The sequence below is a fragment of the Peristeroidobacter soli genome (assembly GCF_004138485.1).
Lineage (GTDB): Bacteria > Pseudomonadota > Gammaproteobacteria > Steroidobacterales > Steroidobacteraceae > Steroidobacter > Steroidobacter soli.
Genome location: NZ_RYEV01000005.1, coordinates 1,148,018 through 1,171,834 on the forward strand (window position 1 = coordinate 1,148,018; position 23,817 = coordinate 1,171,834).

Sequence of the window (23,817 nt, forward strand, 5' to 3'; positions counted from 1 at the left end):
AGGTATCGCCTGTGCGTAAGTGATCCTGCACAACAGCGATTGTACTTATTGGGTTCCATCGAGGGCCCAAGAAGAGGGCCGTTTTGGCACCCTCGAGGTCGGCAGGATGCCGACGCGGACCCGATTACGCGGCCGAGGAGTGGCCGGTGGGCCGGGTGCTGCGCCCGTCGTAAACCCAGCGTTGCAGCGCCTTGCGGATGTCTTCCAGGCTCACCGGCTTGCTGAGGAAATCGTCCATGCCGGCGGCGATGCATCTGGCGCGATCGTCGGCCATGGCGTTCGCGGTGAGCGCGACGATCGGCACGCGTCGCCCGCCAGGTTCGAGCGCGCGGATCTCGCGAGAGGCGCTGTAACCATCCAGCTCCGGCATGAAGCAGTCCATGAAGATCACGTCGTAGTGCAATTGCCTCGCCATCTCCACCGCCTCGCGTCCATTGCAGGCCAGATCGATCCGGCAGCCCAGCTTGTCGAACATACGCTTTACCAGCAGCCGGTTGACGGCATTGTCTTCGGCGACGAGGACGCGAGCAGTGCTCTGTTCCTCGGGCGCGTCTTCGCCGATGGCCGGCAGTTTGGCGGTGAGATCGCCATCGACTGCCGGGGCGGCCATGGGCTGATCGACCGGCCAGGCGCAGCGCAGGGCATCGAGGAGCTGAGCGGGTCGAACGACGGGCTTGGTCAACAGCACCGTGCATCCGGCGGCGACGCAGGCCTCCGCAGCCGATCGCTGACTGCTGGAGATGAGCATGATCATCGCGGTGTCGCTCAGATCCGCGTGGCGCCTGATGTGGAGCGCCAGCTCCAGGCCATCCATCTGCGGCATCATGAAGTCGATCAGGGCGATGTCATAGGCGCGTCCCGCGTTGTGTGCCGACTGGAGCATCGAGAGTGCGATCTGTCCGGTCTCGGCGCACGCATGATCCACGCCCCACAGTCGCAGCTGCTCGCTGAGCAGGCGACGGTTCAATGCGTCGTCATCGACGACGAGAATCCGAAGCCGCGACAGGAACGAGGCATCTCCCCAATCGAGCGTCGGCGTGTTGCTCGCGGGCGCCGGCAGGCTGAACCAGAATTGCGAGCCTTTACCGAGCGCACTGCTGAAGCCGATCTGACCGCCCATCAATTCCACCAGCCGTTTGCCGATGACCAGGCCCAGGCCCGTGCCGCCGAACTCACGCGTGGTCGAGGAATCCGCTTGTGAGAATTGCTGGAACAGCAGCGGCTGTTTTTCCGGCGCAATGCCGATGCCGGTATCGGTAACTGCACAGCGCACGAACCCGGTACCGGTCGCACCGACGATGCGATCCACTTCGATGAGCACGTGTCCGCTGCGAGTGAACTTGATGGCGTTGCCGACGAGGTTCAGCAACACCTGACGCACGCGGCCCGGATCGCCTTCGAGCATGGCCGGCACGTCGGGCGCGACGCGGATGCCGATCTCCAGGCCTTTCGCATGCGCCTGATGCGCGAGCAGTTCGGCGACTTCCTCGGCGGCGCGCGCCAGATCGAAGGGAATCATCTCCACGCGCAACTTGCCGGCCTCGACCTTGGAGAAATCCAGAATGTCGTTGATCACGTGGAGCAACGACTCGGCGGAGTGGCGGATGATCTGCACGTGCTCGCGCTGATCCTTGTCGAGCTCGGTATCGAGCAGCAGGTTGGTGAAGCCGAGCACGCCGTTCATGGGCGTGCGGATCTCGTGGCTCATGTTGGCGAGGAACTCGCTCTTGGCGCGGCTCGCCGATTCGGCCGTCACACGCGCCTGGTGAAGTACCTCGGCCTGCCGCTCGCGCTCGGCGATCTCCGCTTCGAGCACACTGGTCCGGCGCAACTCTTCGGCTTGCTTGATTCGCTCCGTCATCTCGGCTTCGAGCGCGATCGTCTTGCTCTGAAGCGTATCGGCCATTTCGTTGAACGCGCGCGCCAGCTCGGTGGACTCATCGCGACCGGTCACCACCGCCCGCGCCGACGACTCACCCGCGGCGATTCGACGCACGACCTGGGTGAGATTGACGATGGGCTGCGCCGTGCGGCGGGCGATGACGATGGCCGCGACCGCGCAGAAGACGAGCGCCAGTGCGACGAGCCCGGCGATCTGGAAGAACATGCCTCGCAGCGGCGCGATCACGTCCGCATAGTTGGCGACGGTGACGACGCGCCAGCCGCCCGCGCGATTGGCGCCGTACGTCGGCAGGCGGGTGAAGGCGACGAGCATGGGCACATCCGTGTTTGGGATGAGCGCCCAACCGGCATCATCGCGGCCCATGCGTTCCAGCAAGGTCGGATCGGCCTGGAGCACCGATCGCAGCGGTTGGTCGTCTTTCGAGGCGTGCGAGCCAAGCAGCTTGTCGCCGTCGAGCTCGATCAGGTAGGCCTGTCGCTCGGCCGAGGCTCGTTTGCTGATATCGCGCAACATCTCCTCGAATGGCGCGTCCAGCAGCTCTGCGATCATCACGCCGCCCACGTGATTGTCGGCGTCGCGTACCGTGATCATGAGGTAGAACGCGGAATCGTCAGCGTCACGTTCGTGCGTGAGACTCACGAGTTCCGCCGAGCCGGCGGCGCGTTGCACGACAGTCGCGAAATTCGCGCCCAGCCCGGCGGTGAAGTCGAATACCGAGTGACCGATGTCGGTTGCATCGGAAGACGCCAGCACCTTGCCCTGCAGGTTGGTCAGATAAATCCGCCGCATGTAGGGATAGACATAGGTGAAGTTCTGCAGGCGCGCGATCATCTCGGCGCGCGTGTCTTTGTGAATGATGGGATCGTCGACGAGCAGAGACATGCCGCGCACGGCATCGAGCAGCAGGTTGTCCACTGCGCGGGCCGTGGGGACCAAGCTGTCTTGAAAGCGGGCGGCCACCAGTTGCTCGGTGTGCAGCTTCATCATGGGATACAGCGCGCCGACCGCGACCGCCAGCGATATCGCCGTCATTCCCAACAGGGCGGTGAGGATTTTTCGGGTGAGCGTCATCGTCGTCTGCTCACTCGAGCGCCCGGATGAAGCGTGAATCCAGATGCGCCGGACTGTCGACGCGGCGCGTGACCAGGCCGCGATTCAACATGAAGTCGTTCATCCGGCGCCACGAGCCATGCAACGATTCAAAGCCCGCGGCGTATGAAAATGCACGGCTGTTGTCGGCGAGGCCGAGCGTCCGGTCGGTGCTCAACAGGCCTTGCACGTACGGCAAGGGTTCGTTCGACAGCCGCGCGACGATCGCACAGGCTGCATCCGGATGCTCACGGATGTAGCGCTCAGCGCGCTTCCACACGTGCGCCAGCGCTTCCACTTCACGCGGATGCTGCTCGATGAAGTCCCGTCGCATCGTGAAGACCGAGTAGGTCAGGCCCGGAAAGTCCGCGGCGGAAAAGATCTGCCGGCCGCCTGCTGCCTTGGCGTCGGTGACAAAGGGTTCCCAGACCAGTAACGCGTCGATGGTGCCAGCGTTGAACGCTTTGATGGCGTCATCGCCATTCATATCCACGAGATCGAACTCGTCGAGCTTCAGATGATCGCGCTCGGCGACCACCGACAGCAGATATTCCAGATAGGTGCCTCGATGCAGGGCGATCTTCTTGCCGCGCAGATCCTGGAGGCGATGGATGCCGGGCCTGGCGATCAGCGCTTCGGCGGCTTCGGAATAGTCGATGGCGATGATGCCGACCAGATCGTTGCCGGCGGTCACGTGCCGTACCAGGTCGTACTCGGTGAAGCCCATGCCCTGCAGCTCGCCGGAGTTCACCTTTTCCATGGACTCGAAGTACTTGAGATTCACGTCGACGCGCTCGACGTTCAGACCGGCGTCCTCGAACCAACCCTTGTCCCACGCGACGTCGATCCAGTAGCTGCCCGGCCACACATAGGTGGCGAGGCGGATCGGTGCGGAGGAGGCAGGTTGTGGGGACACTGGCGCCTCACAAGAGCTCGTCAGCACGCAGGCAGCAAGCATCGCCGCCGCGGCCGCGAACGGAGCGCGGCCGGCGGTCACAAGCGACTTGAAGGCGTGGAACATCCTGCTGATCACGACCCGATCGTCCGTCGACCCCGTTTGCCGGGATTTCTCATCTCGAACAGCGGCGTCGTTGACGGAATCTTGAGCAGACAACGGCCCGACCGCGGGCCACGTCACGGACCTGGAGCAAAACTGTGCGCTCGGTCACGTCAGTCGCATCGGCGTATAATGCGTCGCATCCACACCGCGCCTTCCTGGGGATGCGAATGACTCTGACCTTGGCCGATATCCGCGCCGCACAGACCCGCATCCGGGATCGAGTCCATCGCACGCCGGTGATGACCAGCGCCACGCTCAATGAGAAGGCGGGCGCTCAGCTGTTCTTCAAATGCGAGAACCTGCAGAAGATCGGTGCCTTCAAGGCGCGCGGCGCGACCAACGCGGTCGCCTTGCTTTCCGATGAGGAAGCGAAGCGCGGCGTGGTGACGCATTCCTCGGGCAACCACGCTGCCGCTCTGGCGCGTGCGGCCAGGTTGCGAGGCATTCCTGCCTACATCGTGATGCCCTCGACCTGTCCCCAGGCCAAGGTGGCCTCGGTACGTCGCTACGGGGCCGAAGTGATTCTGTGCGAGCCGACCTATGCCGCGAGGGAGAGCAACGCGAAGAGCGTGGTCGAGCGTACCGGTGCGGTGTTCATTCATCCGTTCAACGATCCGCGCGTGATGGCCGGGCAGGGCACGCTTGCGCTGGAGTTGCTGGAGGACGTTCCGGATCTCACCGACGTTCTGTGCCCGGTGGGCGGCGGCGGGTTGATCAGCGGCGTGTCCGCGGCCATCAAGAGCATCAACCCGGAGATCCACGTGTTCGGCGTCGAGCCCAAAGGGGCGGATGACGCTGCGCAGTCGCTCGCCGCGGGCAGGATCATTCCGTGTACCTCGCCCAATACGATCGCGGATGGCTTGCGTGGCACGCTGGGCGAGCTGACGTTCGAAGAAATCCAGCGTCACGTCGATGGCATCGTCACGGTCTCCGAAGAGGAGATCGTCCACGCGATGCGCGCGATCTGGGAAGTGCTGAAGATCATCGTCGAGCCGTCGGGCGCAGTGGCCTACGGCGCGCTGGTCGATGGCCAGCTCGACGTGCCGGGGCGCCGGGTCGGCATCATTCTTACCGGCGGCAACCTGGATCTCGAGTCGTTGCCCTGGATGACACCGGCCACAGCGTAGCAGGCCCCTCGATGGTCAGCGGAGCATCGCCGGAATATGCACATCGATACACGCGGGTATCCAGCACGACTTGTTTGTAACCCGGCCAGTTCCTCTGCAATCGTCGGTGCCGTCCGCAGGACCAACAATCCGTGCCAGAGGTCTCGCGTCGGCACGTGACCGTCCCGCGTGCCAGCGTCGTTTCCATGCGGCAATACCAGGGCTTCCGGCGGCCGGGTGAACAGCGTCGCACCGACCTCCTGCATTCGGTGCGGTGATCGGTTTCATCTCTCGTTAGCATCGCGCGGACTTCGCAGCGACTAACTGGAGGCGTGCCATGGCTGGTGGGTTTGACGATGAGAACGGCAAGTTCCGCGTGCTGATGAACGAAGAAGAGCAATATTCCCTGTGGCTGGACGGGATGGAGATTCCGCGCGGCTGGATCGATACGGGCGTGGCCGGCGACAAAAAGACCTGTCTGGACTATGTCGGCAAAGTGTGGACGGACATGCGTCCCAAATCGTTGCGCGTGTGGATGGAAGAGCACGCCAAGAAGACCGCCGCCGAGTCCGCCGAGTCCGCTGAGACAGCGACTCCCGAGGCATGACGTCGAAGGCGCTGGTCTCTCTGCTTTGCCTGCCATGCGGGGGCGCCAGCGCTGCGATCTATGCGCGCTGGCGTCTGCAACTGCCGCGATGGATTCAGCTGATTCCGGTCGAGCTGCCCGGTCGTGGTGCACGAGCCGCCGAGCCGTTCAGCTGTAACATTTCCAACCTGGTGGAGCAGCTGTGTTTGGAGCATGCGCGCGTGCTCGAAACGCCTCATGCCTTATTCGGGCATAGCATGGGCGGGCTGCTCGCCTACGGCATGGCGAAACATTTGCAACAGCACGGCCAGTCGCTGCCATTGATGATGTTTGCTTCCGCGAGTCCCGCACCCTCGAGCGGCACCTGGCATTTCTCGGGACGCGATAACGACGAGGCCTTGCTAAGGGACTTGCATCGCTACGGTGGCGTGCCCGAGGACGTGCTGGAAAGCCCTGAAATGCTGCGTCTGGCGATGGATGCGCTGGCGGCCGATTACGTCCTCTGCAACAGCTTCGAGTATCAGGGGCCGGCGCATCTGCCCGTGCCCTTACGTGTGTTCGCCGGTCGCGACGATGAGGTCCGACAGGAGCAACTCGCGGCGTGGCGCCGGGAGACGACGGCGAGCTTTTCCATCCATTGGTTCGACGGCGGACATTTCTATTTGCGCCCTCAGGAGAAACTGGTGGTTCGTCTGATCGAGCAACAACTCGCCGGGACGCTTAGGGCGCTCCAGGCAAACACTGATGCTGCGTTGCCCGCTTTGCGGGCCGGCGTTTGACTGTCGCGCTGATCCTCATCTTCCTGCGGTTTACCCATCCTATGCCCACAGGCACAGGACCCGCGAATGACTCGCGGGGCGGCACTGCAGGAGATTCCCTTGAAAGTAGCGGCACGGTTGCTGGGATTGTGGATGGCGTTGAGTGCGGTCGCGGCTCACGCGCAACAGTTCGACAAGCTCGGCTTTTTTGTTGGCGAGGCGACGCCCGCGACCGCGGCGCCGTCCTATCGCGCCTTCGTCGAGAGGGTGCAACAGATTCCGAACTCCACCAATGTGTTCGTCGATTATCGCGAGCCGATCTGGAGCGCCGGCACGTACGATCCCAAATGGCGCAACAACGCGACCTGGGCGGCGGGCAATCTGGCGGAGCTGTGCTCGGTGGATCATCTGAACCGGCTCGACTCGGAAGGCCGGCCGACGCTGGTTCCGATCGTGAGCGTGGGGCTCACCGACGATCCCACGGTGTATCAGCTCAATCTGCCGGAAGGCGATCCCAATCGCGGCGTATATAGCGAGACTGCGGCTATCGGGATGATGAACGCGGTCGCCGCCGGCAGATATGACTTCGACGGCCAGGGTCGCTACCGCGTGTGGCCGGCGATCTTCGATGCCTTCAAGAACAAGGGCTTTCGCAAGATCTATCTGCGCATCGGCTGGGAACAGAACGGCAATTGGTATGGCTGGCAGGTGCGCAGCGAGGCGACGCGGGTTGCTTACATCCAGGCGTGGCGACACGTCGCGAATCTCGCGCATTCCTATGCGAGCGCCAACGGCATGGTCATCGAAACCATGTGGAGCCCGTCGGCGTCCTATGCCAATTACGGCTTGAGCGAGGAGAGCAGTTATCCCGGCGACTCTTACGTCGACATCATCGCGCCGACGCATTACAGCCCGGTCTGGAATCCGACCCGCTCACGTGACAAGACGGCTTATCACGATTGGAGCAGCGGGCAGAACGTCGCTCTCGCCGAGTGGCTCGCGAACCCGGCGAATCGTCGCGTGATTTGGGACTACCCCGCGGCCGACTATTGGAATCCGACGCGCGGCTGGGGATTGCCTGCGGCGATCAGCTTCGCGCTGGCGCATAGCAAACGTTTCGCGTTGTCCGAGACGGGCGCGGGCAACGTCGGCGTGACTCGTAACGGCGGCGGTCCCGTCGATGAAGGCGACTATCCGATCTATCTCGGCGAGCGTCTCAGCGCGGCGATGGCGCAAGGCCTGGAACTCGAAGTGGTCGAGGTGTGGCCGCAGGCGTCGGGCGCGGATCGGCTGACATTCCTCAGCGGCCAGCGTCCGCTCGAAGCTACGGGCTGGAAAGAGTTTGGAGCGATGCTGGCGGCTGCACAGTCGCCGCGCAATCTGGCGACAGGCCGCAAGGCTTATCCCAGCTCGACCGAGAGCAGCGCGTATGCCGCGGCCAATGTTACCGACCGTAGCACCTTGACCGGCTGGCACAGCGCCGGCGGCGACAAGCAATGGATCTACGTGGATCTGGGCCAGCGTTACTCGCTCTCACGCGTGCGACTCACTTGGGACACGGCCTACGCGTCCGAGTACACCATCCAGGTGCAGGTGAGCACGAACACGTGGGTCAACATCTATAAGACGACGGCGGGCGATGGCGGTGTCGATGACATTCGCGGGTTGACCGGCGTCGGTCGATTCGTGCGGGTGTTCGCCATCAAACGCGGCACGACGGCTCGCAACTACGGGCTCAAGGAGATTGAAATCTATCCTTGAGCGGATCTCTTCAAGCCGCGGCGCTCGCTGAGCGCCGCGCGATGACCAGCCAGTTGTTGAAAGGCGTGCGGCCCCACAGCGGTTTGAATTCCGCATGCAGGCCGTGTCGGTGCAGCGTGGCCCGCAGCTCCTGCGCCGAGGGCTGCGCCTTGAACGATGTTTTCATCCAGCCGACCCGATGGCCGAAACGATCGGTGGCGCGGGTCATCGCGCTTCGCCACGTGCCATCGGCGAGTCCGGTACGAATCACCAACTGGCCTCGTCTGCTGACGCACTGAGCCGCTTGCGACAGCAACGTTCCTTGTGCCTGGTGTGGCAGGTACTGGAGCACATCCAGGAGCGCGACGCTGCCCCGGTGCTTGGGAAACCGCTCGCTCAAGTCGCAGACCTGGAAGTCGGCATCGTCATGACCGCCGCGCGAGGAGGCGACACGGGCGGCCGCGATCTTCACGGCATCGGTGTCCACACCGACATACGGCACTTTGCGACCGCTCGCACGCAGACAGTGCAACAGCAGACCGATGCCACAGCCCAGATCCAGCAACGGCTCGGCGTCCTCGTCGAACGCGTCGGGCACGGCTTCGTACAGCGGATCGATCGCGAGTTTGCTCAGCGAATAGTAGTAACGATACCGGTCCGGCAGATAGCTCGCGGCAATCGTACGTTTGGGCAGTGGCATAACCGGGGCGGCACGTTTTTCTTGACGTTGTCGGCACTGGCAACCCCAGTGCGCGCAGCCGCTATGCTCGCATACAAACGAACGATTGATCGAGCTTCAGGCGCTCAGCAAGGCTCGCAAGCGCTCCTTGGCTTCCGGTCCGATATCCGAGGTCTGCTCCTTGCCCGGAAACGTGCCTTCCGACACGTCTTGGACGAACTGCCGGCCGGCCGTCACCACATCCTGCGCGACGTTCAGATAGCGACGGGTGTGGCGCGGCTTGAAATCGGTGTAGAGACCGAACAGGTCGTGGAACACCTGCACCTCGCCGTCACAGTGCGGCCCGGCGCCGATGCCGATGGTGGGGATCGAGACGCGCTGAGAAATCTCCTGCGCCACCGAGGCGGGCACCAGCTCGAGCACGATGGCAAAGGCACCGGCGTCTTCGAGGGCCTTGGCATCGGCCACCAGCGATGCGGCCGCGGAGGGCTCCTTGCCTTGAATGCGCGGGCCGCCCATGGCGTGCACCGATTGGGGCGTGAAGCCAAGATGGCCGCACACCGGAATGCCGACGCCGACCAGCCGCTCGATGGTCGGCGCAATGGTCGCGCCGCCTTCGATCTTCACGGCGCCAACCTTGCCCTCGGTCAGCAATCGCGCCGAATTGCGTAATGCGTCCTCGACCGACACCTGATAGGTCATGAAGGGCATGTCGCCGACCAGCAGCGATCGCTGCGCGCCCCGGGCCACCATCTGCGAGTGGTAGATGATCTGATCGAGCGTCACCGGCAGGGTAGTGTCCTGCCCCTGCACGACCATGCCCACGGTATCGCCGACCAGGATCATGTGCACCCCGGCGGCATCGACCATCTGCGCCGACGTGTAGTCGTAAGCGGTCAGCATGGCGATGCGCTCGCCCCGGCGCTTCATCGCGACGATGTCGATGGTCGAGAGTCGTTGGCCCTTCACAGCGTGTCCCCCAGGTTTCAGCCCGGTCACGATTCCATTTGCCTGGACATTAGTCAACGCTAAGGTTCTTTGCATCGACCCAAGGAAATGCTTATATGGCGGCATGACGCTCGAAGATCTTCGCATCCTGGTCGCCGCCTGCGAGGCCGGCAGCATGAGCTCGCTGGCGCGCGAGCTGCAGCGGACCCAGTCCTCCATCAGCCAGCACATCGCGCGGCTCGAGGCCGAGCTCGGCATTCGATTGTTCGAGCGGCATGCGCGCGGCGTGCAGCCCACGGCTGCCGGCAAGATTCTCAAGGACTTCGCCCTCGAAGGGCTGGATGCGATCGAAGTCGGGCTGCAGCGGGTACGGGCGCTTCAGCATGGGGAGTCCGATACGCTGACCATCACCACCGGCGGTACCACCGTGCGTCACTTCATGCGCCATTCGGTGGTGAGTTTCAGAAAATCACATCCGGGCGTGAACCTGCGGTTTCTGCCAGCCAGCTCGACGCGCCGCTGTTTCGAGATACTGCGGCTGAATCAGGCGGACCTGGGATTTGTCACTACCGGTGAGCCGGCCCGTGGCATCAACGAGAAGACCATCGCCAGGCAGCGCTTGTTTCTTTTGACGACGAAGGACGATCCGCTGTCACGCCGTCGCAAGCTGCGGCTGCAGGACCTCAAAGGCATTCGCTACCTTGGACTGGCCGGCGGCACGACTCATCACAGCGCCATCGAGCAGGCAGCGGCGCAACGGGGCGTCGAGCTCAAGGCCGAGGTGGTCTGCGACGATTTCGATACCGCGAAACTGTTCGTCGAGCTGGGGCTGGGGCAGGCGATCGTACCGGCCGTGCACGCCTACAACTTCGAGCGCAGCGGCTCGGTGCGGGCGGTGCTCATCTCCGATCTGCCCCCGGTGTCCATTGGCTGGGCATTCCGGCACTGGCATCACCTGTCGCCGGCCGCGCGTGATTTCGTGGAGATCACCAATCAGGAGATCGGCAAGCTGCACAGCGTGCCGGGCCTGGACCTCGCGGCGGCGGTCCGCTGACTCAGCCGTCGAGAGAGGCGGGGTTGGCCTGCAGGCGCGATCGGCCCAGCAGCTTGAGTGTGAAATTTCTGCCCGCGCGCAGCACGGGATAGGCGACGCGCGAGACCGCTTGCGAACGGAACGCCAGCGAGTTGAGCCGGTTGAACCAGCCCGCCTTCGTGGTCAGCAGCGCCAGGGCATGGATGCAATCGGCGCCGTGGTAGTAGCGGCCATTCAGCTTCAAGACCATGCCTTCGTCGACATCGTAGCCGAGCCGCTGCACCTCTTCGACGAGTGCCGGATGTTCGCGAGCATTCGCCAGCATCACCGCACCCACTGCTTCACGAAGGCGCACGTGAACGACGTAACGCGAGCAGAAAGGGCAGTCGCCGTCGTAGAGCAGCCAGTTGGCCGATGATGGAGCCATCAGTCGTTGAGGCTGCCGGTGGCAGAATTGTCCGGGCACTCGGAGTAGAAATTACAACCGCTCAACACCGGCAGGTTACGTAAAGCATCGTAGGCGCCGGCCAGCGCCAGCGCGCTGAGGAAATAAAGCGCCAATTTCCTGCGTGTGAGCATGTTTCCTCCCTTCCCGGATGCCGACGATATTACTGCATCGGCAGCGGACATTCAGTACCGGCGAGAAAATACCGGGCCGGCACGGTTTTCGCTTCAACTCCCCGATTTGGCCGCGCCGCGTGGCTCCGGTTGGTGACAGCTGGCGCGCACTCGCCTCAGCTGGCACACTTCGGCGCACCTCGAAGCTGCGCTCTATCTTGAGTCATAAACAAATGAGGAAGGGGACTGAAGGGACATGAGCGCTGGAGCCGATCGTTCCATTGACAAATTTTTCGGCAGTTTCTGGCGGCGCCCGCTGAGTCACGCAACCGATCATGTCGCCGCCGATGGTTTGACCGCATTCTCGCCCGTGTGGGCGGCCGCTGCGATCTTCAGCCTGGCCGGCGATCGCACCATGCTGTTGTTCCGTGACGGTGCGTTGCTCGGGCTGATCAGCTGGCTCGCGGTCGCCGTTGCCCTGTTATTGATCTGGCGTCCGCGCTTGACGCCGCTGCTGGTCCTTCTGGCCGGCGTCATGCTGACGCGTTATGCGATCGCCATGCCGGTCGCGGGCAACAACAAGATGATCGCTGCGTTCATGAACGCAGGCATTCTGCTCATCTGCGCCCACGCGGTCCTGCGTTTCGGCAATTCGGCGCAGATGCGAGAGAACACTTACGAGAACATGCGTGTGGTGGCCCGGGCGTTGCTCGCCACCATGTATTTCTACGGCATCTTTCACAAGATCAACACCGATTTTCTGGATCCACGAGTCAGCTGTGCCGTCGCGTTATACATGCCGCTGGCCGACGGCTTCGGGTTGCAGAACAATCTGACCGGCAAGTATCTCGCGATCTGGAGCACGTTCATCATCGAGGCGATCGCCATCGTCGCGTTGTACTGGAAGCGCTGGTTCGCGGTCGGCCTGCTGCTGGCGCTGATGTTCCATTTCGTCATCCCGATCTCCGTGTACTCGTGGTACATGGATTTCTCGAGCCTGGTGCTGGCGCTGTACATCCTGTCGGTGCCGCGCGAGGTTAGCGAACGGTTCTATGACAGCTGCGCGCGATTGTTCCGGCAGCTGCGCGAACGCTTCGGCACGCTCGGGCAGGCGCTGCCGTTCGGTATCGTCATCGGCGCGGCGGTGACGCTGGTCGGAGTGCTTTCAGTGTTCAGCCGCCAGACGCACGTGGCGCCCTCGCACGCGTATCAGTCTGTATGGGTATTGATGTGGGTCGTCTACGGTGGACTGACGATGCTGCTGCTGGCGGACGCGGCGATCAATCATCTGCCATGGCGTGGCACCGTCGGGCCGCGTCGACCCTTATGGGTGTACGCAGTGCCGGCGACGTTGTTCATCGTGTGCACGGCGCCTTATCTCGGGCTGCGCACCGAGGCGTCGATCGCCATGTTCAGCAACCTGCATACGGAGGCGGGCGTCTCGAATCATCTGGTGATCCGCGAGCCCATCGATCTGTTTCCGTATCAACGCGAGGTCGCGATGATCAAGGCGTCCTCGGATCCGGACCTGCAGCACTTCGCCAATCGCAACCAGGGGCTGGTGATGTTCTCGCTGCTGGAACGTCTCAGAAAGAAGCCTGAGCACTGGGTGACCTACGAGCTCAACGGCGTTCGCTATGAGAAGGCCACGGCTCAATCGCTGGGGGCCGCCACTCACGCGAATTTCTGGGAGCGCAAGCTGCTCATCTTCAAGCACGTCGACTTCGCGCGCCCCAAAGTGTGCACGCACTAGCGTCGCGATTCGACCGTGCCACTCCCGCGACGGACCATGCGCCCAGAATGAGTGTTACTGCGCCGCTCTGACGCGCGTGATCGAGGGCGCAATATAGGGGCCAGTTGAAGCCTCGGGGCGGTCCGCTGGACAGCGACAGCTGTTCCGCGACCGCCGATGAAGTATCTGCATCTGATCTGGGCCGGCCTGTTCCGTCGCAGAGCGCGAGCGGTGCTGATGCTGCTGTCCATCACGGTCGCCTTCCTTTTATACGGCCCGCTCGAAACGGTGCGCAGCACGTTCTCGAACTTCGGGCAATCGACGGCCGGTCACGACCGGTTGCTCACCCTGTCGAAGCTGCGGCCGGGGGCGCCCACGCTGCCGCTGAGTTTGTATCAACGCATCAAGTCGGTGCCTGGCATCGTCAATATCGACTATGCGTGTGCATTCGGTGCTTCCTATCAGGATGCCAAGAACGCGTTTCCGCTGGAGACGCATACCGCGGCCTTCTTTGATCTCTATCCAGAGCTGGAGCTCGCACCCGATGCGCGGGCAGCGTTTCAACGCATTCGCACCGCAGCCATCGTCGGCGAGGGCATGGCTGCGAAGTTCCATTGGAAGGTGGGCGACAAGGTGCCGCTGCAAACGTCAGAGCAGCGCAAGGAGGGTTCCACCGTCTGGACTTTCGACATCGTGGGCATCTACCGCTTCACCGATCCTGGCATGAAGGTCTGGGAGAACACGGTGTATATCAATTGGGACGGCTTCGATGAGGCTCGTCTCTCCGGCGCGGGCACTGTGGGTTGGTATGTGTTCCGCGTGGCCGATGTGCGGCAGGCGGATAACATCGCTTATGAGGTGGATGCGCTCTCGGCCAACTCCGCTCACGAAACCCGCACGCAAAGCGAGAACTCGTTCAGTGCGAGCTGGATCAGCGAGCTCGGTGATTTCGGCCTGATTCTGACCTCGATCATGAGTGCGGTGTTTTTCACGCTGCTGTTATTGACCGGCCACACGATCGCTCAGTCCACCCAGGAGCGCATTCCGGAGTTCGGCGTGCTGAAGACCATCGGTTTCTCCGACGGCGCCGTGTTGAGTCTGGTGCTGAGCGAGTCCGTGCTGTTGTTACTTCTTGGCAGCGCGCTGGGGCTGGCAATCGCGACGCTCTCAGTGAATGTGGTCGGTACGCTGCTGTCGAACGCGTTGTTCATTCAGCTGCAGCCCATCGGTGGCGCGGTCTGGCTGCGAGGCATCGGCGTGGCCATCCTTCTTGGCCTGATCGTCGGTGCGTTGCCTGCGCTGCGCGGCTTGCGCTTGCGAATCGTGGATGCACTGGCGGGGCGCTGATCATGACGTTCATCACGGTGAGTCGACAGATCAGCTCGGTGGCACGCGTGGGCATCGCGACGATACCGAAACGACTGGGCGCCTCCGCGGTGGTGGTGGTCGGAATCGCGGGTGTCGTGGGCGTGCTGGTCGGATTGCTGGCGATAGGCGAGGGCTTCGAGAAGACGCTCACGCAGACGGGCAATGATCGGAATCTGATCGTGCTCCAGGCGGGCGCGCATTCCGAAGCAGCCTCCTCGCTCGGGCGGGAGACGCTCGCCATCGTCTCTCAGGCGCCACAACTACGAAGAGACGCCGACGACCGGGCAATGATCTCGGCGGAATTGTTGGTCGGCGCGAGCTTGCGAAAGAACGCCACGGGACGCGAGTCGAACGTCGCGTTGCGTGGCATCGGCCGGCAGGCGTGGGCGTTGCGTCCGCAGGTGAAGATCGTTGCTGGCAGAAAGTTTCAATCGGGATTGCATGAGCTGGTCGTGGGGCGCGAGGTGCGGCGGCAGTTCGCCGGGACTGAGCTTGGCTCGACGCTGACGCTGCAGGGCCAGGCGTGGACGGTCGTCGGCCTGTTCGACTCGGGCGATGCGCACAATTCGGAGCTGTGGGCCGACACGGACGTGCTCGGTCCGGCGTTCCGGCGCGGCAATGGCAAATCGTCGTTGCTCGTGCGTCTGAGCGACTCAAACGCACTCGGTGCATTCAAATCGCAGCTCTCGACGGATCCCCGTCTCAGAGTCGATGTCATGACCACGCGACAGTACTACAGTCGTCAGTCGGAACGGCTGGCCGGAATGATTCGTGCGTTTGGTGTCACGATTGCATCGATCATGGCGCTGGGCGCGATGTTCGGGGCGCTCAATACGATGTATTCCGCGGTTGCCACGCGCGCCCGGGAGATCGCCACGTTGCGTGCGATCGGCTTCAGATCCGTGCCAGTCATCGTTGCCGTCCTGCTCGAAACCATGCTGCTGGCCGCGGTGGGCGGAGTGATGGGCGCCGGCATCGCGTGGTTGCTGTTCGATGGCTTCAGCGCCTCCACCATGGGATCTGGCGGTCAGATCATGTTTGCCTTCGATGTCTCGCCGGAGTTGCTGAGGAATGGATTGCTCGCAGCGCTCTCGATTGGATTCGCGGGCGGGCTGTTGCCGGCGGTCAGAGCGGCGCGCCTGCCGATCGCGATTGCCTTGCGAGAGCTTTGAAGCGATGTCATGAGCCGCCCCATAGCCGGTCCGGGCAAAACAGAGTGCCGTCGGTGTAGTCGACGGTGATATCCCGGTCCGTCTTGAGGAAGGTCGGGCCGTCGAGATCGATCACATCGCACAGCTGACCGACCAGGAAGGCCGGTGCCATGGCGAGCGAGGTGCCGCCCATGTTGCCGACCATGACCTCCAGCCCGCGTTCGCGCGCCGCGCGCGCCATCGCCAGGCCCTCGGTCAATCCGCCGCACTTATCCAGTTTGATGTTCACGACGTTGAATCGTCCCACCAGCGAGGGAATGTCGGCGAGCCCTTGCACACTCTCATCGGCTGCGATTGGAATCGGCGCGGCGAAACCGTCGAGCAACGCTTCCTCGCCGATACGGAACGGCTGTTCGATCAAAGCGACGCGCGCAGCGACCAGCGTCGGCATCAGTTCCTCCAGAAAGGCGCGCGTGAAGCCTTGATTGGCATCGATGCTCAGCCACATGTCCGGCAGCGCTTCGCGCACCGCGCGGACTCGATCGGCATCGACGGGCTCGCCCGTCAGTTTCAGTTTGACGGCACGCAGCGAAGTGAAGTTGCGTGCCTGCGCCGACATCTTCTCCGGGGTATCCGCGTGGCACGTGAACGTGGTCACCAGCGGCTTGGGTTTCGGCAACCCGGCGCGTTGCCAGGCGGGGATGCCGGTGAGTTTCGCTTCGAGATCCCAGAACGCGCAATCCAGTGCGTTGCGCGCGCCGCCGGGTGGCAGCAGTTGTTGTATCGACTCGCGGCTCACACCCGCTTCGATGGTTGAGCGCAGCGATTCGAGCTGCGCTCGCATCCTGTCTGGCGTGTCGTCGTAGTAGTAAATGCCGCTGGCTTCGGCTCTGCCGATCGCGCCGTTGCGTTCCAGAGCGACGGTGAGCACGCGCGTCACGTTCCACGTATAGCCCGTGATGCGAGCCGGGATCCGGCGCGGCCACTCTTCGGTCTGAAGGTGTAGCCGCACCGGCTCGGTCGATTCCAAAGTCATGACATCTGCTCCCTGGGGTCTCGGTCGTCGATTCCTCACCTCGTCAGCATGGCAGATTCGAATGGAACGTTCATCAACGAAACATTTCGTGGGGAGGGGGGAGTAAGGCCGCGGGTAACACGGTCATGAAAAGTAGCAGCCACAGTTCGCGAGCTCCGGATGCATGACTGTTCAGCGCCAACCCACGTGGCGCATCTTCTTTTCCGTTCATCGGGCCCGAGCCCATTCAGCAGCGTTGTCATAACCAAACACCAAAGAAATTGAGTGTCCGAGCGCGCTGCTTCGTCGCCGGTGTTTGCCCACGATTCAGGACGATCTTCGATGAAAAATGCCAATGTCGAGCGGCTCGAGTCACGGACGGCCTCCGAGCAGCGGGGGACGGAGCGAGTACCGCCCAAGCTCGCGGTGGCGCCGTTTCTGGACGGGGGCCTGTCCGCCTCGCAGAGCGAGCGCATCGTCGATGTGATGAATCCGTCGACGGGGCGGCTGTGTCTGCAACTCGCCGCCGGTAGCGATGCGGACGTGGATCGGGCCGTGGCGTCGGCTCGCAAGGCCTTCGACGACGGGCGTTGGAGCGAGGCTGCGCCCTCGGTCCGGAAACAAGCGTTGCATCGGTTCGCCGATCTCATCACGGCGCATGCCAAGGAGCTCGATGCGCTGGATGCCGCCGAGATGGGCAAGCCGGTCCAGGAGGGATTTGCCAGTGCCGCGGTCGCCGCCGGCCTGATGCGATTTCACGCCGAGGCTGTCGATAAGCTGCTGGGCGACGTTTATACGAGCGACAAGAACAGCTTCGTATTGCAGCGGCTGGTGCCACGGGGCGTGGTGGCGGCGCTGGTGCCTTGGAACTTTCCAACCTTCGTCGCGGCGTTGAAGATCGCCCCGGCCCTGGTCGCTGGCAACAGCGTGGTGTTGAAACCTTCGGAGCTGTCGTCGCGCTCGTCGCTGCGACTGGCACAGCTCGCGCTCGAGGCGGGAATTCCCGCGGGTGTGTTGAACGTCGTACCCGGCTTGGGCGAAACCGTCGGCCGGGCGCTCGGCTTGCACGGCGATGTCGACATGCTGACGTTCACCGGATCGACGGCGGCCGGCAAGTTGATGCTGCAGTACTCGGGCCAGTCGAACATGAAAGTGGTCATGGCGGAATGTGGCGGCAAGTGTCCGCAGATCGTGTTCGATGACGGGGTCGATCTGGATGTCGCCAGCGATCGGATCGCGCGCCAGTTGTTGGTCAACCAGGGGCAGGTGTGCAGCGTCGGCTCGCGGCTGCTGGTGCAGCGGTCCGTCCAGGATCGGGTGGTCGACAAGATCGTGTCGCGCTTCGAGCAGATCGTCATGGGCGATGCGCTGGATCCCAAGACCACGTTCGGTCCGGTCGCATCGGAAAAGCAATGTGCGCGCGTCATGCAGTACATCGAAGGCGCTCAGCGCGAGGGAATACAAGCGGTGATCGGCGGGCGCCGCGCGCGCCTCGATGCGGGCGGCTATTTCATCGAGCCGACGCTGTTTCGGGACGTGGCGCCGAATTCGCGCATCGCGCAGGAAGAAATCTTTGGCCCGGTATTGTCGGTCATTCCCTTTGAGGATGAGGCCGAGGCGATCCGGATCGCCAATGGCACGATGTACGGCCTGGTGTCGTATGTCTGGTCCGCCAATATTTCCACCGGCATGAGGATGATGAAAGGTATTCGCTCCTCGATCCGGATCAACGCGACCGGGCCGGTCGGCGAGGGTTCCGGTTACGCGGCATCGTACGAGCCCGCGGCTCAGTCCGGCATCGGCACCGAGAGCGGCATGAAGGGCATCGAAAGCTACCTTCGTCGGCAACTCGTGAGCTTCAGCCACGCCTGAGCGAGGTCACGGCCTGACGCAACGACGATGCTCGAGTCGCGTTACAAGAATTATCTGCTGACCGTTTTGCTGGTGATCTTCGCGTCGAATTATCTCGACCGCTTGACGCTGGGACTGTTGCTGGAAGATATCCGGGCGGAGCTGGCGCTGACCGATACCCAGCTCGGGTTTCTGACGGGCCTTGCGTTCGCGATGTTCCATGCGGTGCTCGGCGTTCCCATCGCTCGCTGGGCGGACCGTGGCAACCGCGTCACCATCATCTCGGTGACCGCGATGCTCTGGGGCGGGGCGATGGCCTTATGCGGCGTCGCTGCCAACTTCACGCAGCTGTTGTTGACGCGTGTCTGTGTCGCGGTGGGTGAGGCAGGATGCCAGCCTCCGGCATTGTCACTCATTTCGGATACGTTCAGCCGGGCGGAGCGGCCGCGGGCCATCGCGCGTTACATGCTGGGCCTGCCGATCGCACTCATCGTTGGCAATCTCGCGGCCGGCTGGTTGAACGAACTGTTTGGCTGGCGGACGACCTTCATGATCGTGGGGATCCCGGGCTTTGCGCTCGGCATTCTCGCCGCCGTGACACTCAAAGAGCCCAGACTGGAGCGCGGCACGGTGCAGCCTCACGAGCCGCTGCCAGATGCGCAACCGTCCGCGCGAGAGGTGGCTGCCACCCTGTGGCGCAATGACACGTTTCGGCATCTGTTGTTCGCGTTCTGTATTCAGTACTTGTTTGTTTCGGGCATGGTGCAATGGCAGGCTGCGTTCTTCATGCGCAGTCATGGTATGAGCAGTGGCGAGATCGGCACGTGGCTGGCGCTCGCGTATGGCGGGGTCGGGTTTCTCGGCACCTATGTGGGCGGCGAGCTCGCCACTCGCTACGCCGCGCACGATGAGCGTCTGCAACTGCTGGGCACGTCGATCGCCTTCGCGCTGCTCGCCGTACTGAAGGTCGGTGTCTATGTTCTATCGGACATGTACTGGGCACTCGGCGCGCTGGCGGCGACCAGCTTCATGGCCGGCCTGAGCAATGGCCCCATGTATTCGGTGACGCAGACGCTGGTGCCGCCCCATATGCGAGCCGTCGCGATTGCATTGATCCTGCTGATTGCCAATCTGATCGGAGCGGGCTTCGGACCGCTGATCGTAGGTGTGGTCAGCGATCTGTTGCGCCCCTGGGTCGGCGAAGAGTCGTTGCGATATTCGCTGCTGTTGTGCTGTCCCGGGTACGGGTGGGCTGCGTGGCATCTATGGAAGGCCAGTGGCTCGGTGCAACGGGACCTGCCGAGCGCGGCGGTTGAGCCTGCCGCCGGGATCCGAATCCCGCGCGAGCCGCAGAGTGAACTGGAAGTTGGACGCTTGCATAAGGCTACGTAAATGTGTGACACCATTCTGGCGCCGCCCGGCAGCACGGCCGGCGAGGCGATGCTATATGGAAAGAACAGCGACCGTCAGCGCAACGAGGCGCAGGCGATCGAACGCTTGCCGAGCGGCTCTCATGAAGTGAACGCGTCGCTGAAGTGCACCTACATCGCGATTCCACAAGTATCGCGGACCAACGCAGTCCTGCTGTGTCGTCCGTTCTGGATGTGGGGTGCGGAGATGGGCGCGAACGAGCACGGCGTCGTCATCGGCAACCAGGCGGTGCATGCGCGTAATCCCGCGCAGGAAGCGGAGGCGCTGCTGGGCGACGATCTGGTGCGTCTGGGATTGGAGCGAGCGAGCTCGGCCGCGGAGGCTGTCGAAGTCATTACGCGGCTGCTCGAGCGATTCGGTCAAGGCGGCAACAACGGCCACATCACACGCTCTTATTTCAACAACGCGTTCATGATCGCGGATGCCACCGACGCGTTCGTGTTGGAAACATTGGGGCGCGAATGGTTGCTCGAGCGAGTGTCGGGCGTGCGCGCGATGTCGAATCGCTACAGTATCCAAGACCGGGTCGAGCGCGTCAGTCCGGGGTTGCCGGCGTTGCTGCGCGACTCGGGTTGGAGCAGCGATGCGCAACCGCGCTACGCCGATGTCATCGCCAATCCGAATCGCGAGCACATCGGTCACGCCACAGCTCGCCGCCAGTGCAGTACCTCGCTGTTGAATCTGCACGACGGCGGGCTCACTGCGCTCGGGATGATGCGCATCCTTCGCGACCACGGCACGGGTGAAGGGCACGTGGCGGGCTGGCAGGCGGAATGCGCCATTCGACGCACGGTGTGCATGCACGCCGGTCCGGAAAACAGTCCGGGACAAACCACCGGCTCCATGGTGTCCGACGTGCGCAGCGGCCGGGCGATTCATTGGGTGACCGGCTCGGCAGCGCCCTGTACCTCGATTTTCAAGCCGGTCTTGCTCGACGTCCCCTTGCCTGACAGCGGACCTGCGCCCTCCGACCGCTTCGATGCCGCGACGTTGTGGTGGCGTCACGAACGTTTGCATCGCGCGGCGCTGCTCGGCGACTTCAATCAGTTCCTGGCGGATATTGCCGATGAGCGCGACGCGCTGGAGCGCGATTTCGATGAGCGGATCAAGTCGGTGATGGCGGGTGGCAGCAATGCCGATCGTGCGCACGTCGTCGCGCAGTGTTGGCAGGAGGCCATGGCGGTGGAGGCCCGCTGGCTGACCCGCATTCCGGCGGCCGCTACGCCGATCGATGCCGCCTATGTCGAGGGTTGGGACAAGTTGAATCGAGTGGCGGGGCTGGAACTGTCTGCTTCATGAGGGAGGGCTGCTCTCGCAAGTACAATGCCTGCTACACGGGCCGGCATCTGGAGCAGATTGCGTTCCCGTTGGGCGGCATGGGCGCGGGCATGATCTGTGTGGAAGGCTCGGGGGCGCTCTCCAAATTCTCTTTGCGACACCAGCCCGAGCTGTGTGCCGAGCACAGAGCGTTCGCCGCGATTTCGATGCGCGATACAGGCGTCGCCAGAGTGCTCGAAGGACCGGTGGCCGAGTGGAAGCGGCGGCCGCGCCATCCCGGCAAGCTCGGACTCGCGCCGAACATGTTTCTTGGCTTGCCGCGATTTCGCGCGGCGAGTTTCGAGGCGCGCTTTCCCTTCGCCAAAGTGCGTCTGCTCGATGAGAGCTTTCCGTTGCAGGCGGAGTTGACCGCATGGAGTCCGTTCGCTCCAGGGGATGCCGACAACGCGTGTCTGCCGGTCGCCGCTATGGAGTATTCCTTCGTCAATCCCGGTCGCTCGACCGTCGAGGCGGAGTTCTGGTTCAGCGCCGGGAATTTCATGGCGTGCCCGGACCCGACAGACAAGCAGTCGCTGGCTGCGGATTTCATTCGGGCCTCGCCGGGTGGCTTCGTGCTGGGGGAACGGGGTTCGGAGCATCGCGCTTCGGACGAGGGGTACTTCGCCGCCTGGCTGGAATCCACGGAGCAAGCCGGTGTGCAAACATGGTTCAAAGGCGAATCGCGCGCGCAGATACAAATGCTCTGGCGCGATATCACAACCGGCGTGCGCCAGGCGCGTGTTCCAGATGGCGCGGACTCCTATCCTGGGGTATCGCTGTTCGCACCGCTGCGGCTCGCACCGGGTGAGACCAGAACGCTTCGTTTGCATCTGGCCTGGTATGTGCCGCGGAGCAATCTGTTCGAGCCGAGTTTTTTCTTCCGGCAGGGCCGCTTCGATAGCGTCGAGAGCAGCGACGCGCACTACCAGCCGTGGTACTCGACGCGATTCGCCAGTCTGGAAACATTGCAGGAGTATTGGACCGGGCACTACGCAGCGCTGCGCCAGGCGTCGCAACGATTCAGCGATACGCTGTTCGATAGCACGTTGCCGGATGAGGTGATGGAAGCGGTGGCTGCCAATCTGAGCATCCTCAAGTCGCCGACGGTGCTGCGGCAGGCGGACGGCCGGCTGTGGGGATGGGAAGGCTGCTTCGACGAAGTCGGCTCGTGGTACGGCTCGGCCAACCATGTGTGGAACTTCGCACAAAGCCTGGCTCATCTGTTTCCCGATCTGGAACGCACGCTGCGTGAGACTGAATTGGGTGAAAATCTGGGCGCCGATGGCTTTCAGGCCATTCGCGCCGCGCTGCCGACCCGTCGTATCGGCGATTCGCGGGAAGACGCCTGGGGCTTTCCGGCGGCGGCCGACGGTCAGTTCGGCACCATCATCAAGGTCTACCGGGACTGGCGCATCAGCGGCGATGCGGCGTGGCTGCGGCGATTGTGGCCGAAGATCGAGCTGAGCCTCGACTACGCCATCAATGCCTGGGATCCGCGCCGTCGCGGTGTCATCGAAGAGCCGCACTTCAATACTTATGACGTGGAGTTCTGGGGGCCGGATGGCCTGTGCACGGGTGCCTACGCGGGGGCGCTCAAGGCGGCGATTCTGATGGGCGAAGCGCTGGGCGAGGACGTCGACGGCTACACACGGTTATATGGCGCGGCCGTGCGCAGCCTGGAAGATTTCTTGTTCAACGGCGAATATTTCTTTCAGAGGGTCGAATGGCGGCGGCTGCGCGCTGAATTTCCTCCGCACGACGGGCCGCTCGCGAATCTGCTACGACGCCACCCTGAACAGCTGCGAGTGGCGCAAGAGGAGGGGCCGCCCTACCAGGTTGGCGAGGGCTGTCTGTCCGACGCGATGCTCGGCGCGTGGCTGTGCTCGCTGGTCGGGGTCGGAGAGATTCTCGATGGCAATAAAGTGGCCAGCCATCTCGACGCAGTGTTTCGCCACAACTTTCAGCAGAGTCTGCACGATCGAGTCAATCTGTCGCGTGGCTTCCTGGGCTGCGCCGAAGAAGCGGGGCTGGTCGTGTGCAGCTGGCCGAAGGACCGGCGTCCCTCGCTCCCCATGTACATGGGCGACGAGGTATGGACCGGTGTGGAGTACATGGTTGCCTCGCACCTGGCATTGCTCGGCCGGATCGACGCCGCACGACAGGTCGTTCGTGCGTGCCGCAATCGTTACGATGGCCGCGTTCGCAACCCGTTCGGCGAAGTGGAAGCGGGGCACTGGTACGCCAGAGCGATGTCGTCTTACGCGTTGCTCCAGGCCTTCAGCGGCGCACGCTTCGATGCCGTCGATCGAGTGCTCCATCTGCGGCCCGCGATCAAGGGCGACTTCCGATGTTTCCTCTCGACCGCGACCGGCTACGGCACGGTGGGCGTCCGCGACGGCGCGCCGTTTCTGGACGTCGTCGCCGGCGAGATTGCCTGTCGATCCATCGAGTACACGCCGGCCTGAGCCGGCGCTCCCCGATCGTAAAGCTGT

Annotated in this window: 19 protein-coding genes; 12 read left to right on the forward strand and 7 right to left on the reverse strand. The window is 63.3% G+C overall.

The annotated features are described in order from the left end of the window. Window positions 1–124 precede the first annotated feature (124 nt). Together EKO19_RS26280 and EKO19_RS26285 are read right to left on the reverse strand one after the other, a co-directional pair. Entirely contained in the window at window positions 125–2,974 is a 2,850-nt protein-coding gene (locus EKO19_RS26280; protein WP_129780099.1) for a hybrid sensor histidine kinase/response regulator, read from the reverse strand. 10 nt (window positions 2,975–2,984) lie between these two features. Beyond that, window positions 2,985–3,908 carry an ABC transporter substrate-binding protein gene (locus tag EKO19_RS26285; protein WP_157995445.1) on the reverse strand — a complete coding sequence of 308 codons (924 nt, stop codon included), beginning with the start codon at window positions 3,906–3,908 and terminating at the stop codon, window positions 2,985–2,987. A 311-nt stretch (window positions 3,909–4,219) separates the two neighbouring features. On the opposite strand from EKO19_RS26285, the gene EKO19_RS26290 reads away from it, so the two are divergent. The 4 genes from EKO19_RS26290 to EKO19_RS26305 all read left to right on the forward strand — a co-directional run bounded on the left by EKO19_RS26290 (window position 4,220) and on the right by EKO19_RS26305 (window position 8,263). Continuing rightward, window positions 4,220–5,179 carry a threonine ammonia-lyase gene (locus EKO19_RS26290; protein WP_217705595.1) on the forward strand — a complete coding sequence of 320 codons (960 nt, stop codon included), beginning with the start codon at window positions 4,220–4,222 and terminating at the stop codon, window positions 5,177–5,179. Window positions 5,180–5,495: 316 nt separating this feature from the next. Then, complete coding sequence (locus EKO19_RS26295; RefSeq protein WP_129780104.1) at window positions 5,496–5,765, forward strand: MbtH family protein; 270 nt, start codon at window positions 5,496–5,498, stop codon at window positions 5,763–5,765. Beyond that, window positions 5,762–6,523, forward strand: a complete 762-nt coding sequence (locus EKO19_RS26300; RefSeq protein ID WP_129780106.1) for a thioesterase II family protein — start codon at window positions 5,762–5,764, stop codon at window positions 6,521–6,523. Before EKO19_RS26295 ends, EKO19_RS26300 begins: the two co-directional genes overlap by 4 nt. A 66-nt stretch (window positions 6,524–6,589) precedes the next feature. After that, a complete protein-coding gene (locus tag EKO19_RS26305; protein WP_129780108.1) occupies window positions 6,590–8,263 on the forward strand; it encodes a galactose-binding domain-containing protein in 1,674 nt (557 codons plus the stop codon). 10 nt (window positions 8,264–8,273) lie between these two features. Here EKO19_RS26305 and EKO19_RS26310 read toward each other — a convergent pair whose 3' ends face one another. Together EKO19_RS26310 and panB are read right to left on the reverse strand one after the other, a co-directional pair. Next, window positions 8,274–8,942, reverse strand: coding sequence for a class I SAM-dependent methyltransferase (locus EKO19_RS26310; protein WP_129780110.1), 669 nt, complete (start codon window positions 8,940–8,942; stop codon window positions 8,274–8,276). A gap of 96 nt (window positions 8,943–9,038) precedes the next feature. Next, window positions 9,039–9,890, reverse strand: coding sequence for a 3-methyl-2-oxobutanoate hydroxymethyltransferase (gene panB, locus EKO19_RS26315; protein WP_217705596.1), 852 nt, complete (start codon window positions 9,888–9,890; stop codon window positions 9,039–9,041). Window positions 9,891–9,993: 103 nt separating this feature from the next. On the opposite strand from panB, the gene EKO19_RS26320 reads away from it, so the two are divergent. Beyond that, window positions 9,994–10,923: a LysR family transcriptional regulator gene (locus EKO19_RS26320; protein WP_175597194.1), complete on the forward strand. Its 930-nt coding sequence runs from the start codon at window positions 9,994–9,996 to the stop codon at window positions 10,921–10,923. A gap of 1 nt (window position 10,924) precedes the next feature. Here the strand turns inward: EKO19_RS26320 and EKO19_RS26325 are convergent, their stop codons facing one another. Further along, the gene (locus tag EKO19_RS26325; RefSeq protein WP_129780116.1) at window positions 10,925–11,329 is read right to left on the reverse strand and encodes a DCC1-like thiol-disulfide oxidoreductase family protein; all 405 of its coding nucleotides are present in this window, start codon (window positions 11,327–11,329) and stop codon (window positions 10,925–10,927) included. Continuing rightward, a complete protein-coding gene (locus tag EKO19_RS38415; protein ID WP_157995446.1) occupies window positions 11,329–11,481 on the reverse strand; it encodes a hypothetical protein in 153 nt (50 codons plus the stop codon). The genes EKO19_RS26325 and EKO19_RS38415 overlap by 1 nt, the downstream gene beginning before the upstream one ends. A gap of 235 nt (window positions 11,482–11,716) precedes the next feature. Between EKO19_RS38415 and EKO19_RS26330 the strand changes: the two genes are divergently transcribed. The 3 genes from EKO19_RS26330 (at window position 11,717) to EKO19_RS26340 (ending at window position 15,732) form a co-directional block, all read left to right on the forward strand. Next, the gene (locus EKO19_RS26330) at window positions 11,717–13,213 is read left to right on the forward strand and encodes a hypothetical protein (protein ID WP_217705597.1); all 1,497 of its coding nucleotides are present in this window, start codon (window positions 11,717–11,719) and stop codon (window positions 13,211–13,213) included. A 156-nt stretch (window positions 13,214–13,369) separates the two neighbouring features. Further along, window positions 13,370–14,539, forward strand: coding sequence for an ABC transporter permease (locus EKO19_RS26335; RefSeq protein ID WP_129780118.1), 1,170 nt, complete (start codon window positions 13,370–13,372; stop codon window positions 14,537–14,539). Window positions 14,540–14,541: 2 nt separating this feature from the next. Next, window positions 14,542–15,732, forward strand: a complete 1,191-nt coding sequence (locus EKO19_RS26340) for an ABC transporter permease (RefSeq protein WP_129780120.1) — start codon at window positions 14,542–14,544, stop codon at window positions 15,730–15,732. Between the two features lie 7 nt (window positions 15,733–15,739). On the opposite strand, the gene EKO19_RS26345 is transcribed toward EKO19_RS26340, so the two are convergent. Then, window positions 15,740–16,747, reverse strand: a complete 1,008-nt coding sequence (locus EKO19_RS26345) for a dipeptide epimerase (protein WP_129780122.1) — start codon at window positions 16,745–16,747, stop codon at window positions 15,740–15,742. 321 nt (window positions 16,748–17,068) lie between these two features. Here EKO19_RS26345 and EKO19_RS26350 point away from each other — a divergent pair, with 321 nt between their 5' ends. The 4 genes from EKO19_RS26350 to EKO19_RS26365 are packed head-to-tail and all read left to right on the forward strand — an operon-like array spanning window position 17,069 to window position 23,790. Beyond that, window positions 17,069–18,598 (forward strand): aldehyde dehydrogenase family protein, encoded by a 1,530-nt coding sequence (locus EKO19_RS26350; protein ID WP_129780124.1) that lies wholly within the window; start codon window positions 17,069–17,071, stop codon window positions 18,596–18,598. A gap of 27 nt (window positions 18,599–18,625) precedes the next feature. Continuing rightward, a complete protein-coding gene (locus EKO19_RS26355) occupies window positions 18,626–19,969 on the forward strand; it encodes a spinster family MFS transporter (RefSeq protein ID WP_129780126.1) in 1,344 nt (447 codons plus the stop codon). Further along, a complete protein-coding gene (locus EKO19_RS26360; protein ID WP_129780128.1) occupies window positions 19,970–21,307 on the forward strand; it encodes a C69 family dipeptidase in 1,338 nt (445 codons plus the stop codon). Beyond that, window positions 21,304–23,790 (forward strand): GH116 family glycosyl hydrolase, encoded by a 2,487-nt coding sequence (locus EKO19_RS26365; RefSeq protein WP_129780130.1) that lies wholly within the window; start codon window positions 21,304–21,306, stop codon window positions 23,788–23,790. The genes EKO19_RS26360 and EKO19_RS26365 overlap by 4 nt, the downstream gene beginning before the upstream one ends. The last annotated feature ends 27 nt before the right edge of the window (window positions 23,791–23,817 follow it).

Coding starts and splice junctions, on each gene's coding strand:
- EKO19_RS26280 (WP_129780099.1), bottom strand. CDS start 2,974: ATGACGCTCACCCGAAAAATCCTCACCGCCCTGTTGGGAATGACGGCG.
- EKO19_RS26290 (WP_217705595.1), top strand. CDS start 4,220: ATGACTCTGACCTTGGCCGATATCCGCGCCGCACAGACCCGCATCCGG.
- EKO19_RS26295 (WP_129780104.1), top strand. CDS start 5,496: ATGGCTGGTGGGTTTGACGATGAGAACGGCAAGTTCCGCGTGCTGATG.
- EKO19_RS26300 (WP_129780106.1), top strand. CDS start 5,762: ATGACGTCGAAGGCGCTGGTCTCTCTGCTTTGCCTGCCATGCGGGGGC.
- EKO19_RS26305 (WP_129780108.1), top strand. CDS start 6,590: ATGACTCGCGGGGCGGCACTGCAGGAGATTCCCTTGAAAGTAGCGGCA.
- EKO19_RS26310 (WP_129780110.1), bottom strand. CDS start 8,942: ATGCCACTGCCCAAACGTACGATTGCCGCGAGCTATCTGCCGGACCGG.
- EKO19_RS26320 (WP_175597194.1), top strand. CDS start 9,994: ATGACGCTCGAAGATCTTCGCATCCTGGTCGCCGCCTGCGAGGCCGGC.
- EKO19_RS26325 (WP_129780116.1), bottom strand. CDS start 11,329: ATGGCTCCATCATCGGCCAACTGGCTGCTCTACGACGGCGACTGCCCT.
- EKO19_RS38415 (WP_157995446.1), bottom strand. CDS start 11,481: ATGCTCACACGCAGGAAATTGGCGCTTTATTTCCTCAGCGCGCTGGCG.
- EKO19_RS26330 (WP_217705597.1), top strand. CDS start 11,717: ATGAGCGCTGGAGCCGATCGTTCCATTGACAAATTTTTCGGCAGTTTC.
- EKO19_RS26335 (WP_129780118.1), top strand. CDS start 13,370: ATGAAGTATCTGCATCTGATCTGGGCCGGCCTGTTCCGTCGCAGAGCG.
- EKO19_RS26340 (WP_129780120.1), top strand. CDS start 14,542: ATGACGTTCATCACGGTGAGTCGACAGATCAGCTCGGTGGCACGCGTG.
- EKO19_RS26345 (WP_129780122.1), bottom strand. CDS start 16,747: ATGACTTTGGAATCGACCGAGCCGGTGCGGCTACACCTTCAGACCGAA.
- EKO19_RS26350 (WP_129780124.1), top strand. CDS start 17,069: ATGAAAAATGCCAATGTCGAGCGGCTCGAGTCACGGACGGCCTCCGAG.
- EKO19_RS26355 (WP_129780126.1), top strand. CDS start 18,626: ATGCTCGAGTCGCGTTACAAGAATTATCTGCTGACCGTTTTGCTGGTG.
- EKO19_RS26360 (WP_129780128.1), top strand. CDS start 19,970: ATGTGTGACACCATTCTGGCGCCGCCCGGCAGCACGGCCGGCGAGGCG.
- EKO19_RS26365 (WP_129780130.1), top strand. CDS start 21,304: ATGAGGGAGGGCTGCTCTCGCAAGTACAATGCCTGCTACACGGGCCGG.